This is a genomic window from Novosphingobium sp. UBA1939, from assembly GCF_002336885.1.
GTDB lineage: Bacteria > Pseudomonadota > Alphaproteobacteria > Sphingomonadales > Sphingomonadaceae > Novosphingobium.
The window spans coordinates 1-12979 of sequence record NZ_DDFB01000126.1 but is presented as its reverse complement, the minus strand read 5'-3'; the positions used below and the strand labels follow the sequence as shown (position 1 = coordinate 12979).

Annotated in this window: 11 protein-coding genes; 4 read left to right on the top strand and 7 right to left on the bottom strand. The window is 65.7% G+C overall.

Annotated features, from left to right (window positions below):
- Position 1: 1 nt before the first annotated feature.
- Positions 2-667 carry an RraA family protein gene (locus B3547_RS16795; RefSeq protein WP_125953483.1) on the bottom strand — a complete coding sequence of 222 codons (666 nt, stop codon included), beginning with the start codon at positions 665-667 and terminating at the stop codon, positions 2-4.
- Positions 664-1674 carry an amidohydrolase family protein gene (locus tag B3547_RS16790; RefSeq protein ID WP_125953482.1) on the bottom strand — a complete coding sequence of 337 codons (1011 nt, stop codon included), beginning with the start codon at positions 1672-1674 and terminating at the stop codon, positions 664-666. Before B3547_RS16790 ends, B3547_RS16795 begins: the two co-directional genes overlap by 4 nt.
- A gap of 274 nt (positions 1675-1948) precedes the next feature.
- Here B3547_RS16790 and B3547_RS16785 point away from each other — a divergent pair, with 274 nt between their 5' ends.
- Entirely contained in the window at positions 1949-2614 is a 666-nt protein-coding gene (locus B3547_RS16785) for a GntR family transcriptional regulator (RefSeq protein ID WP_125953481.1), read from the top strand.
- Between the two features lie 2 nt (positions 2615-2616).
- Here B3547_RS16785 and B3547_RS16780 read toward each other — a convergent pair whose 3' ends face one another.
- Positions 2617-4260: a GMC family oxidoreductase gene (locus tag B3547_RS16780; protein ID WP_292964870.1), complete on the bottom strand. Its 1644-nt coding sequence runs from the start codon at positions 4258-4260 to the stop codon at positions 2617-2619.
- Positions 4261-4279: 19 nt separating this feature from the next.
- Here B3547_RS16780 and B3547_RS16775 point away from each other — a divergent pair, with 19 nt between their 5' ends.
- Together B3547_RS16775 and B3547_RS16770 are read left to right on the top strand one after the other, a co-directional pair.
- Positions 4280-5755, top strand: coding sequence for an aldehyde dehydrogenase family protein (locus B3547_RS16775; RefSeq protein WP_349676500.1), 1476 nt, complete (start codon positions 4280-4282; stop codon positions 5753-5755).
- Positions 5752-7035, top strand: a complete 1284-nt coding sequence (locus B3547_RS16770; RefSeq protein ID WP_292964864.1) for an MFS transporter — start codon at positions 5752-5754, stop codon at positions 7033-7035. The genes B3547_RS16775 and B3547_RS16770 overlap by 4 nt, the downstream gene beginning before the upstream one ends.
- An 11-nt stretch (positions 7036-7046) precedes the next feature.
- Here B3547_RS16770 and B3547_RS16765 read toward each other — a convergent pair whose 3' ends face one another.
- Complete coding sequence (locus B3547_RS16765) at positions 7047-8369, bottom strand: MFS transporter (RefSeq protein WP_292964861.1); 1323 nt, start codon at positions 8367-8369, stop codon at positions 7047-7049.
- Positions 8370-8656: 287 nt separating this feature from the next.
- Here B3547_RS16765 and B3547_RS16760 point away from each other — a divergent pair, with 287 nt between their 5' ends.
- Positions 8657-9331: a 4-carboxy-4-hydroxy-2-oxoadipate aldolase/oxaloacetate decarboxylase gene (locus B3547_RS16760; RefSeq protein WP_292964858.1), complete on the top strand. Its 675-nt coding sequence runs from the start codon at positions 8657-8659 to the stop codon at positions 9329-9331.
- Between the two features lie 60 nt (positions 9332-9391).
- On the opposite strand, the gene B3547_RS22085 is transcribed toward B3547_RS16760, so the two are convergent.
- From B3547_RS22085 to B3547_RS16745, 3 genes are all read right to left on the bottom strand, one after another.
- Positions 9392-9652 carry a hypothetical protein gene (locus B3547_RS22085; protein WP_292964855.1) on the bottom strand — a complete coding sequence of 87 codons (261 nt, stop codon included), beginning with the start codon at positions 9650-9652 and terminating at the stop codon, positions 9392-9394.
- Between the two features lie 49 nt (positions 9653-9701).
- Entirely contained in the window at positions 9702-11126 is a 1425-nt protein-coding gene (locus B3547_RS16750; protein ID WP_292965009.1) for an efflux transporter outer membrane subunit, read from the bottom strand.
- A gap of 12 nt (positions 11127-11138) precedes the next feature.
- Positions 11139-12979: efflux RND transporter permease subunit (locus tag B3547_RS16745; protein ID WP_292964852.1), on the bottom strand; the 1841-nt coding region annotated here is incomplete at its 5' end.

Sequence of the window (12979 nt, the reverse complement as noted above, 5' to 3'; positions counted from 1 at the left end):
GTCAGACCTTTTTCAGCATGTTTTCGTAATTGCCGGCCAGCACGTCGCTCATCCGCGTGCCGCGCTCGATTTCCGCGATCATGCCCGCTTCACGCCGGCAGATATCCTCCGCCGCTTCCAGCACGGCATCCAGGTTTGCCGGCTGGATGACGATCACCGCGCTGCCATCCGCGACAATATAATCGCCGGGAGCCACCACCACAGCGCCGATTTCAACGGGTACGTTGGTGCCCTTTTCCACCACGCGCGATCGCGCGGTGTAGCAGGTCAACTGGTTGGTGAAGATCGGAAAACCCAGGTCGCGCGCCTCGTCGATATCGCGCACCGGCCCGTCGGCGATCACCGCGCGTACGCCCGCCTTCTGCGCACCGCGCGTCAGCAACCCGCCCCAGCAACCCGCTTCCACCCCGGTGCGCTGTTCCACGACGATGATCGAATGCACGTCCGATGCCTCGATCGCGGTGGTGCCAAGGTGGCGAGGCGGGCCTGGGGGCGGATCGCCCACGCCCAGCTTCATGGTAACGGCGACGCCCGCAATGCGCCCGTCGCCGGCTTCGCGCCGCAGCCCGGTTACCTGTCCGGACAATCCCAGCCGGTCCAGCGCGTCGGAAAGCGCGCACGTGTCTATCGCCTGCAGCCGCCGCAAGGCTTCGGCAACGCTGCTCATGCGGCGGGCACCTCAAGCCGGAACAGACGGGTGGCGTTGCCGAACATGATCCCGTCCTTTTCCGCATCACTGAGCCAATCGAAGCCGGTGATGAACGGGGCAATGTCATCCAGCGTCCGCCCGGTGTGCGGATCAACCGCGGAGCCGACGCCGGGGCATTCGGCTCCGAACAGGCAGCGATCGGCGCCCACGGTCTTGATCAGCAGCCGCAGCGCCTCTTCGGAGTAGAGCACCGTATCGTAATAGATATTGCGCATCTTCTCGACGAAATCCTCGCCCCGGCGGATCGCCGACGCACGGAAGCGGCCAATATGATAGGGGATCGCGCCGCCACCGTGGCTGCACACGATCTTCAGCTCCGGAAAATCCCGGAACACGTCGCTTTCGATCAGCCCGTAAACCGCCATGGTTTCTTCCAGCAGGAAGTTGAGCGTGTAGGGCGCGCGGGCCGAGCGCGATCCGGCCGAGTGGATATGCGCGGGCACATCCAGTTCGCACAGCTTTTCATAGAGCGGATACCAGTAGCGATCGCCCATCGGCGGCGGCTCGATGCCCGAATTTTCGTAAGGGTCGGGGTTGAGCAAGCAGCCCTTGAAGCCCAGCCGCTTCACGCAGCGCTCCAGTTCCGGCAGCACGTTCTCGATCGGCTCGCCCGCCACTTGCGGCAGGCCGCAGATCGGCGCGAAGCGGTTGGGCAGCAGCTGGCATTGCCGTGCAATGATATCGTTGGTGGCTTCGGTGAACCAATGCACGAGAAATCCGGGCTTTTCCGAATGCATCATCTGGAAGGGGCGCGGGCTGAGCAGCTGGTAGTTCGTGCCGACACGGTCCAGCATGTCCAGATGGCCGCAGGGGGCCATTTCCTTCTTATTGGTGTGCGACAGGATTTCCTCATCCGTCAGATCGGGGAAGCGCTTGCCATGTTCGCCGCGATGCGAAAGCAGCAGCGACTTGTAGACCCACAGTTCGGCGGGCGCGCTGACGTGCCCATGGCAATCGACAATCATGAAGCAAGCCCTCTCCCGCGCGATTCCGCCGCTTGGTCTGTTAAGAATACAATTTCGTATACCTATCTAGGTTCAATGGTCAACCCTTCGCAATCGCGCGCCGCATGGCGCGGTGTAATCCGATCCTGACCTTAGCCATTCCTGTGGATCGCTTTGGAGGCGCGGGCAAAATGCCTACATTTTTGCTGAACACACCGCTAAAGCAGATGCCACGCCGCCGCCGCTGGCCCTGCGTGGATTGACGGGCCATGGCAAAGCGACCGAAGGAATGTGAATGGACGAGATTTCAAAATCCGGACGCGGTGTTCCCGCCAAGATCGCCGGGGAATTGCGATCCCTGATCGCGCGGGGAACCATGGCGCCGGGGATGCGCCTGGGGCAGACCGAACTGGCCGAACAGTTCAATGCCAGCCGGGTGCCGGTGCGCGAAGCGCTCAAGCTGCTGAGCTCGGAAGGAATTATAGAACACGATCCCAATCGGGGCTTTTTCGTCACCCGCCTGTCGCGGGACGAGGCGGAACAACTGTTCACGTTGCGGCACCTTGTCGAAGACGAACTGCTGAAGACAGTGGAATGGCCCGATGCGGAATTGCTCGACGCCTTGTCGAAGCGCGCGGAACGGCTGGAGGAACTGCTCGACCAGGGCGACCGCTCCAACTGGTGGAACGCGCACCACGATTTTCACATGGAGATCTTCAACCTCTCGCCCAAGAAAACCATCGTGCGCGAAGCCATGCGTCTATGGGCGCTGACCGACCGCTATCGGGCCTTGTTGCCGCTACCCCGCCGCGCCAGCGAGGAACGCAAGGTGGTCAACAAGCATGAACTGGTCGAAGCGCTGAAGGAACAGGACCGCGCCAATCTGCTGGCGGTCCGCCGCAACCGGCGCGAATCCTTCGAACGGCTGCTGCTGGAGACGCTGGAAGCGCGGGGCCTGTAAGCTCACCCCTGCGCCGCGCCGGGCGATGACGGAGCGGGGCGGCCACGGATGATGTCGGCCGCCTTTTCGGCAATCATGATAACCGGCGCATTGGTGTTGCCGCCGATCACGCGCGGCATCACCGATGCATCCACCACGCGCAGCCCCTCGATCCCGCGAACCCGCAACCGCGGGTCGACCACGGCATCCTCGCCCTGCCCCATCGCGCAGCTACCCGATGCGTGATGGGCAAGGATGCTGGTCTTGCGGTTGTAGGCATCGATCTCGCGGTCCGATGCGATGCCCGCGCCCGGCATCAGCTCCTCTCCGATCATGTTGCCCAGCGGATCGGCCGAGAAGAAAGCGCGCATCTTGCGCACCGCGCGGCGCATCGTCTCGAGATCGCGCTGGTCCTGGTACATGTTGATGCGGATTTCGGGCGGATCGGCCGCGTCGGAAGACCGCAGCCGCACGGAACCTCTGCTTTCCGGCCGCAACAGCACGCAAAAGGCGGTCATCGCGTGCCCGGCGCCCTTGCGTATGCCGGGAAACCATACCCGGCCGTCCAGACGGGTGGGATAGATGTTGGCCTTGATGTCGGGCCGATCCAGACCATCGCGGGTGCGAATGAACCCGAAGCTCGTCACCGGCAACTGGGCCGCCGCCCGATCCAGACCCAGCGCGTATTTCATCATGGTCGCGGCAAGGCGATCGAACCGGAGGGCGTTCTCAAATCCGACGGGCTGGTTCAACGCATAGCCCACCCCGCAGAGCGGATGCTCCTGCAGATTGCGGCCAACGCCGGGCAGATCGACCGCGACAGCGATGCCATGGGCGCGCAGGTCCTGCGCCGGACCGATCCCGGAAAGCAGCAGCAGCTTCGGCGAATTGTAGGCGCCGGCTGACAGAATGACTTCCCGCCCCGCCCGGATGATGCGTCTGCCGGTCCCGTCCGCCACTTCCACGCCGGTGGCGCGGCCGTTCTCGAGGATGACGCGCGTCACCAGCCCGCCCGTCAGCACCGTCACATTGGCGCGCCGCATCGCGGGAGCCAGATATTGCGAGGCCGCGCTGGCGCGCTTGCCTCGGTGCACTGTCACTTCAGGCGGCGCGAAGCCCTCGCCCGCGCCTGGCCCGTGCTGATCGTCCAGTACGGGATAGCCCAGGTTACGCGCGGTCTGCAGCGTGGCATCGGTGATCGGCCCGGCAACATCGACAGGATTGACGCTGAGCGGCCCATCGCCCCCGTGATAGGCGCTGGCGCCGCGCCAACTCCTTTCCGAGCGGATGAAATAGGGCAACACCCCGTCCCACCCCCATCCGGCAGCGCCGAGCGCCGCCCATTCGTCATAATCAGCCGGATGCCCGCGCGAATAGACCATGCCGTTGATCGCTGAAGTGCCCCCGAGACACTTGCCGCGTGGCAGCCACAGCCTGCGCCCGTCCAGCGCGGGTTCCGGCTCGCTCCAGTAGTTCCACGAAAGCCGCTTCACGTATTGAAGCTGCATGAAGGCAAACGGAACCTTGATCAGCGGGTGGCGCCCCTTCCCGCCCGCTTCGATCAGGATGACACTGGCATCGGAGCCTTCCGACAAGCGATTTGCCAGGACGCATCCCGCCGAACCCGCCCCAACGATAACATAGTCCGCCTGTTGAACGCGCGTCATTGCCGGCCCTCCCGAAATTGTGATACGTGATTGTATTACAATTTCAAATATTGTGTTAGCGGGCGAGAGGGCAGACGCTTTGGACGCACAACGATTTTACATCGGTGGGGAGTGGGTAGAGTCCTGCGGCGAAGGCCGGGTGACGGTGCTCTGCCCATCCGACCTGACACCGATCGGCCATGCCGCCATGGGCACGATCGAGGATGCGGATCGAGCTGTCCGCGCGGCAAGTGCTGCTTTTGATGTCTGGCAGTCCAGCAACGTGGCGGATCGGCTGGAACTGATCCAGCGAATGCGCGCGGCATTTGCAAAGGCGGCGCCCGGGATCGCCGACCACCTTGTGCGCGAAATCGGACTGACGCCGATGGTGGCGCAGGGGCAGACCGCCATGTGCCTTTCGCATTTCGACAGCATCATCGATTTGCTGCCGGGCTATCGCTTTTCGGAAGCGCTGGGCGACAGGATAGAGCTGGTTAGGGAACCGGTGGGCGTCGTGGCGGCCATCACCAGCTGGAATGCGCCTGTCAGCCAGATGCTGTGCAAGGCCGTTCCCGCCATTGCCGCCGGCTGCACGGTCGTGGTCAAGCCCAGCGAACACGCTCCACTGTGCGGTTTGCTGCTGGCGGAAGCCATGGCCGAAGCCGACATCCCCGCCGGCGTGTTCAATCTGATCAACGGACGCGGTGTCGATTGCGGCCGCAGGCTGGCCGAACACCCGGATGTCGCCATGATATCGATGACCGGTTCGGTGGCCGGGGGTGGCGCCATGGCCGCGGCCGCCGCGGCGGGCATCAAGCGCATCCACCAGGAACTCGGTGGGAAATCGCCGAATGTGATCCTGCCCGACGCCGATTTTGCAGAGTCGATCACCAAGGGCGTGCATATCTGCATGATGAACGCCGGGCAGACCTGCGCGGCGCCGACCCGGCTGATCGTACCCGCAGATCGTTTTGACGAAGCCGCCGCGATCGCGGTTGCGGCGGCACAGAAACTGATGGTCGGCCCGCCCGACCAACCCGGGGTGACCTATGGGCCGCTGGCCAACAAAGCGCAGTTCGAGCGGGTCAATGCCACTATCGAGCGGGCCATCGCGGAAGGCCAGCCCTTGCTGACGGGAGGCCCCGGGCGCCCCTCGCATGTGGACAACGGCTATTTCGTGCGGCCGACCATCTTCGGCCCGGTCGCGCCCGATGCCCGGATCGCGCAAGAGGAAATCTTTGGGCCGGTGCTCTGCATCCTGTGCTATTCCGATATCGACGATGCGATCCGTATCGCGAACAGCACGGATTTCGGACTTTCCGCCTATGTCGAAACGCCGGACCCGGTGCTGGCGCGGCGTGTCGCCGGGGCCATCCGCGCCGGATGGGTGAACATCAACTACCCTCCATGGACCGGGGCCGCGCCGTTCGGCGGCTATCGCCGCTCGGGCAACGGCCGGCAATACGGCGTCTGGGGCTTCGAGGAATTCCTGGAGACAAAGGCGATCGTCCATTGAACAGCGATGCCCCGCGCCCATCTCCGCGCGCCATCGCCTCCTTGCTGGTCCTGTCCTGCATCGTCGGGCTCAACACTGTTGATCGCAACATGCTGGGGCTGCTGCTGCCGCAGATCCAGCAGGAGATCCCCATCTCGGATCTGATGCTGGGCGTGCTGATGGGGCCGGCCTTCATGATCGTCTATTCGGTGTGCAGCCTGCCGATTGCCTGGCTGGCCGACCGGACAAACCGCCGTGGCATCATTGTATCCGGTCTGACGTTCTGGAGCCTTGTTACCGCAGCGACCGGCTTTGCCCAGAACCTTGCCCAGCTCCTGGCCGCGCGAATCGGACTGGGTATGGGCGAGGCAAGCAATATGGCGCCAGCCTCCGCCCTGATCGGCGACACGTTCGGCGGCCGATACCGGGTGCTGGCCATGGCGGTCTTTGCCGCGGGCGGTCCTGTCGCCATCATGATCTGTTATCCGATCATCGGCAGGATCACCGCAGAACAGGGCTGGCGCGCGGCTTACGCCTTCATGGGGTTGGCAGGGCTGGGCGTCGCCACGCTGACGTTGCTGATCGTGCGCGAAAGCCGGGTTGACCCGGCGCACGCGAAGGCCGGAACGCCGGCCGCGACGCACGCCGCATCAAGCATCTGGCGCGCCACCCGGCAGGTGGCCGGCACACCCGGCTTTGCCCTGCTATGCCTTGCCAGCGTCATGGTCAGTGTGAATTTCGGCGCGATGCTGGCTTGGTTACCCAGCTTCATGGTGCGCCTGCGGGGGCTCGATACAGCGACAACCGGCGCCTTGCTGGGCACCTACAAGGGCCTCGTCGGCGTTGCCGGCAGCATAGCCGGAGGACTGATCGTGACGGGGCTTATGCGCTTTGACCAGCGCTGGCTCGCCTGGGCTCCGATGCTGTTCTGCCTTGGCATCATACCCGCCGAACTGTTGCTGCTGTTCGCCGATGCGCCGAGCTGGTGGCATATGGGTCTGGCCGCCGACACGCTGCTGATGAGCGCGATAACGCCGTGTCTGTTCGCGCTGCTGCTCAGCCTGCTGGACAGCGGGCTGCGCGCCACCGGCGTCGCGCTCTACCTGCTGATCTTCAATCTGGTGGGACAAAGCATCGGCCCGCTGGCCGTGGGGATGATAAACGATCAGCTTTCGGCCGCATGGGGAACGGCCGCCCTTCGGTCCTCCTTGCTGATTGCCCCCCTGAGCGCGGCGGCGGGTGCCGCCCTGTTGCTTGCGCTCGCCGCTCGCCTCGAAAAATCGCAGGCTGCACCCGGGTAACGTGCTGCCCGTCAGCGGCGATCTATCAGATCGTCGCCATCGCCCTCGCGGAGGAAGCGGAAGCTCAACGCTGAAAGTACCAGCATCGCCGCCAGCGCTATCAGCGGCATGGAAAAGCTGCCGCGCGGAATGGTAGCCCCGGCGCGCGTGTGGCCAAGCATGATCGCGCAAAGGCTGATGCCGGCGGCCATCGCCAGGCGCTGCGCCACCGCCGCCAACGATGTTGCCCGGCCCAGTTCCGTCGCCGGAATGCCCGAAAAGTTCAGCGCCCCCAGAAGGGAAAGCTGGATCGCCTGCAACATCCCGAAGCCGAACAGAAACGCTCCCAGCAACCACAGCGAGATGCCCTCAAGCATCGGCAGGAACAGCAACAGCATCGCGGCCAGCGCGATGCAATTGCCGATCAGGAGCAGTCGGAGGCCAAGGCGCCGCCGCAGCGGATCAAGCACCAGCCGCAGCGCGATCTGCCCGATTGCCAGCGCTGCCATCAGATACCCGGCCTCAATCGGCGACGCGCCCAGCCCCAGTTGAAAATAAAGCGGAAAGAGAAACATCGTCGCGCCAAGAACGATGCGGGACCAGGCACCACCCAGCACCGCGACGGCAAAGGTGCGATAGCGCATCAGGCGGAAATCAAGGATGGGGTCCGGCCGACCGGCATGCCGCCAATAGGCCGCCATGGCGACCAGCGCCACGGCCAAGCCCAGTTGCGCGGCACCGGTGAACGCTCCCTTCTCCGCAATCGCCTCAAGGCCGGTCTGGAAGGCCACCAGCGCCAGTGCCACCAAGGCGAAGCCCCACCAGTCGAACCGTGGCGTTTGCGTGGCGGGCATCCGATCCAGGAACCGCATCGCCAGCGCCATGCCGCCCAAGGCCAGCGGGAGATTCGCGAAGAATATCCATCGCCAGTCCAGATAGCTGGTGATCCAGCCGCCCACCACCGGCCCCAGCAATGGCCCCATCAGGCCGGGCACGATCATGTAACTCATCGCCTGAACCAACTGGTCACGCGGGAAGCTGCGGGCCAGGATGAGCCGCCCCACCGGGGTCATCATCGCGCCGCCCATCCCCTGAATGAACCGTCCGGTCACAAGCTGGGCCAGGTTGGCGCTGAAGCCGCAAACGGCCGTGCCAAGGGCAAACACCATGATGGCAAGGACGAACACTCGCCTTGCTTCAAAGCGGTCGGCCAGCCAGCCGCTGGCCGCCATCCACATCGACACGCTGATGAGATAGGCGGTCAACGTAACGCCGATAGTCGTTGCCGGCACATTCATCGCATGGGCAATCTGCGGCAGCGAGGTCGCGATGATCGTCGCGTCGAGCCCTTCCATGAAGAAGCACGCCCCAACGGTAAGCGGGATGGCCCGCGAAGGCGGCGCGCTAGGTGCCGCGTTGCGGCGAACATGTGGCGAAGCGGGCTTCGGCATAGCCATCAGAATGCCGTCAACCGTGTCGCGCCACGCAAACGGTATCGCCGGGTTTCATCGATTGTCCGCATCACCGCCCGTTTCTTGGTCGACATTGTATAATGTTATCGTATACCAATTCGCAAGGCGCGCGTTCCGGTCCACTCGGCGGCGCCGCGCGCCGCGGAAAGGGACGAGGGAGCAATCACGCTATGGGCGCAGGAAGTAAGGCTGGCGCGATACTGCCACTGGATCCGGACGTTATCTCCGGCCTGGCATCCGAAGGCGTAGCCACTGTTCATGAGGCGCAAGATCGCACCGGCTTGATGGCAAGCCATATGCGGCCCGTGTTCAGGGGAGCCCGCATCGCGGGCACTGCGTTTACCGTTACGGTGCCACCGGGCGACAACTGGATGATCCATGTTGCGCTGGAACGCGTCAGACCGGGCGATGTCCTGGTCGTAGCTCCTACCTCTCCGTGCGAGGATGGCTATTTCGGGGATCTTCTGGCGGTCGCTTCCAAGGCCCGGGGCTGCGCGGGGCTGATCATCGATGCCGGGGTACGGGATACGGCAGAGCTGGAAGCGATGAACTTCCCGGTGTGGTCCAAGGCAATTTATGCGCAAGGCACGGTCAAGGCCACGCTTGGAACGATTGACACGCCGATCGTGTGCGCGGGTGCGTCGGTTTGCCCCGGTGATGTGGTGGTAGCGGATGATGACGGAGTGTGCATCGTCAAGCGCGATGCAGCGCGGGCGGTTCTGGACAAGGCCAGGTTGCGCACCGCCAAAGAGGCAGCCATCCGCGAGCGGCTTGCCGCCGGCGAGCTGAGCCTCGACGTCTTCAATCTCAGATCGCGGCTTGCGGATGCCGGCTGGACGGGCTGAGCCTGTCGGATAGGGTTTTTGGCGATGCGCCTGCGCTTCCAGTTTCCGTTTGAGACGGCATTACCCCGCCGGCACGGCCATGCGCAGTGGCACGCCGGTCAGCCCCTGCAAGGCATCGAGCGTGAGCCCGTCGATCATCTCTCCGACCGATGCCCCTTCCGACCCAATACCGAGCAGGCCGAACGAACGAACGATCAGCGCCTCGATCAGTTCGTCCGGCATGCCGGACGTGCCGGACCCGCCGATCATCACCGAGGCGCCATCGGCCATCGCCTCGCGCACCGAAGCCATCGATTTGTCGATCACCGCTTGTCTCGACAAGGCGGGCGCCATGGCCTCCGCAACCGTCCAGGCGCCGGCGCCTTCGTTGTCAGGCGCGTGGCGGTGAAGCCGCTTCCCAGCCACCGCCCAGAGCGCGGAACACGTCCACTTGCGCGAAGGCCACAGCGCGCTTGGCCGCTGCGAGATCGGCATCGGCGCTAGCCAGCGTGCGCTGCGCGTCGAGCAGGGTCAGGAAGTCGATCCGCCCTTCCCGCTGCCGCGCAACGCTGATCGCCGCCGCGCGCGCCGCCGCATCGCGCGCGGACGCCAGCGTCTGTTCGCGCTCCAGCGCATGGCTGTAGGACGCCAGCGCCCGTTCGGTTTCCTCCAGCGCGCGCAAAACGGTGCCATCGAACTGCGCCAGCGATGCCGCGCTATCGGCCTTGGCCGCCGCGATCCGCGCCCGCACCGGTTCCTGGTTGGGAAACGACCAGTTGATGAGCGGACCCAGCAGCCAGCGGAACGGCCCGCCAGTGAACGGGTTCGCGCCGCCCAGCGCCGTTGCGCCGATCGACCCGCCCAGCGTGATCCGGGGATAGAGGTCGGCCGTGGCTACGCCGACGCGCGCGGCATCGGCGGACAGGCGCCGCTCCGCCGCCTTGACGTCGGGCCGCCGCGCCAGCAGCGCCGCGCCATCGCCCACCGGGATCGGCTGGGCCAGCGCGGGCGTGACCGTGCCGGCGCTGGCGATCTCGGACGGTAGCGCCTGCGGCGTCCGGCCGGTCAGCGTCGCCAGCCGAAACAGCGCGGCATCGCGGTCCGCCTGAAGCGCGGGGATCTGCGCCTGCTGCTGATCGCGCAGCGCGGTCACGCGGATCACGTCGAGCCGGTCCGACCGCCCCACCTCGAACCGCGCGGTGGTGATGCGGATTGACCGGTCGAGCAGCGCCACGGTCTGCTGCGCCACCGCCAGCCGCTCGGCGGAGGTGGTCACGTCGAAATAGGCGCGCACCGTATCCGCGATCACCGCCACGCGCACGGCGGCGGCGTCCGCTTCGGCCGCTTCCAGATCGCCGCGCGCGGCGGTGATCCCGCTTTTCACGCGGCCGAACAGATCGACTTCGTAGGATACATCGAGACCGCCATCGAACGTCCAGCTTTCGCGGTCCACGCCAACCGGCGTCTGCGCGGCGGCAGAGCGGCCATAGTCGGCCGAAGTGGTGACCCCGGTTTGCGGCAGCCTTTGCGACCGCGCGCCGCGCAGCTGCGCCCGTGCCCGCTCGATCCGCGCCACGGCCACGCGCACGTCGGCATTCTGCGCCAGCGTGTCCTCGACCAGCCGGTCCAGCCGGGCATCATGATACAACGTCCACCAGCGGTCCGCCGTCGCCGCCGTGCTGACGGTTGGCGAGGCGCTGCCCAGGAACGGCCCGGCGGCCGCCTGCGGCGCGACAGGGGGCGTGTAGGCTGGCACCGTGGCGCAGGCGCTGAGCGCCGAGGCGCCCAGCAACAGGGGAAGCAATTTCCGGATCATCATCGCAGTTCCTTATTCGGCCGGCTGCGGCGCGAAGGCGGCAGCGGCGCGGCGGCCACGGCCCAGGCGCTCGCCCAGGCCCCGGCAGACCACGTAGAAGGTGGGCGTGAACAGCAGGCCGAACGCGGTGACGCCGGTCATGCCGAAGAACACCGCCGTGCCCAGCGCCTGCCGCAGTTCCGCCCCTGCCCCGCTCGCCACCACCAGCGGCACCGCGCCGAGGATGAAGGCGAAGCTCGTCATCAAGATCGGGCGCAGGCGCGCGCGGGCGGCGTGGACCGCCGCTTCCACGGGCGAAAGGCCGCGATCCTCTTCCGCCTGCTTGGCGAACTCGACCACCAGGATCGCATTCTTGGCGGCCAACGCGATCAGCACGACAAGGCCGATCTGGGTCAGGATGTTGTTGTCCATGCCCCGCAGGTTCACGCCCAGCATCGCCGCGAACAGGCACATCGGCACGATCAGGATGATCGCCAGCGGCAGCGTCAGGCTTTCATATTGCGCCGCGAGCACCAGGAAGACGAAGAACACGGCCATGGCGAAGACCACGCCAGCGGTGTTCCCGGCGGTCTTCTGCTGAAAGGCGATGTCGGTCCATTCGCCGCCATAGCCGGCGGGCACGGTCGATGCGGCAAGCGCTTCCATCGTCGTCAGCGATTGCCCGGTCGAATAACCCGGCGCGGTGCTGCCGTCGATTTCGACCGCCGGCATGAGGTTGTAGCGGACCACGCGATAGGGGCCGGTCTTGTCGCGGAAGGTGGAGACCGATCCGATCGGCACCATCTGCCCGGAGTTCGAACGGGTCTTGAGGTTGGCGATGTCCGCCACCGAACCGCGATGGTCGGCATCGGCTTGCGCTGTTACGCGATAAGTCCGTCCCAGAAGGTTGAAATCGTTGACGAATGCGGAGCCGAGATAAACCTGCATCGCTTCGAACACGCGTTCGGGCGGCACGCCCAGCAGATCGGCCTTGCGCCGATCGACATCCGCGAACACGCGCGGGGTGCCGACATCGAACAGCGTATAGACCTGGCTGAGGCCGGGCGTCTGATTGGCCTTGGCGATCACGTCGCCAGCCACCTTGTTCAGCGCGTCGTAGCCCCGGCCTTCGCGATCCTGCAGCATGTAGCGATAGCCGCCGGCCGCACCGATGCCCTGGATGACCGGCGGCGGCACCAGCAGGATGCGCGCCTTGTCATAGCCTTCGACGGCTTTGCCCGCCTGCTCCATGATCCCGGCATAAGTCACGCCTTCCGCACCGCGTTCGGCAAAGCTCTTGAAGGGGAAGTAGATCGCGGCCGAATTGGGCGCCGATGTCTGGGAAGGGCCGTGGAACCCGGCGAACATCACCGCGCCGCGCAAGCCCTTGATCGGCAGGATCTTGGCCGCGACCTCGCGCGTCACCGCGTCTGTGCGCTCCAGCGAGGCCCCGGGCGGCAGTTGCACCACCGCCAGGAAGTATCCCTGATCCTGCGCCGGAATGAACCCGCCGGGCGTCGCCCAGAACAGGCCGATCGTGGCGACGATCAGCGCGGCATAGGTCGCCAGCACCTTCTTGCGGCGGGCCAGCAGCCAGCGCGTGAGGCGGCCATAGCGATCGGACAGGCGATCGAAGCCGGTGTTGAAGCGATCCCCGGCTTGGGCCAGCACGCGCTTCCAACGCGGTGCGGCCGGATCGTTGGCGGCAGACCCGTGCTTGGGGCGGAGCAGCAGCGCGGCGGCGGCCGGCGACAGGGTCAGCGACAGCAGCAGCGAAATCACCGTCGCGGTCGAGATGGTCACCGCGAATTGCTGGTAGAACGCGCCCGAAATGCCGGTGATGAACAGCGTCGGCACGAACACCGCGCACAGCA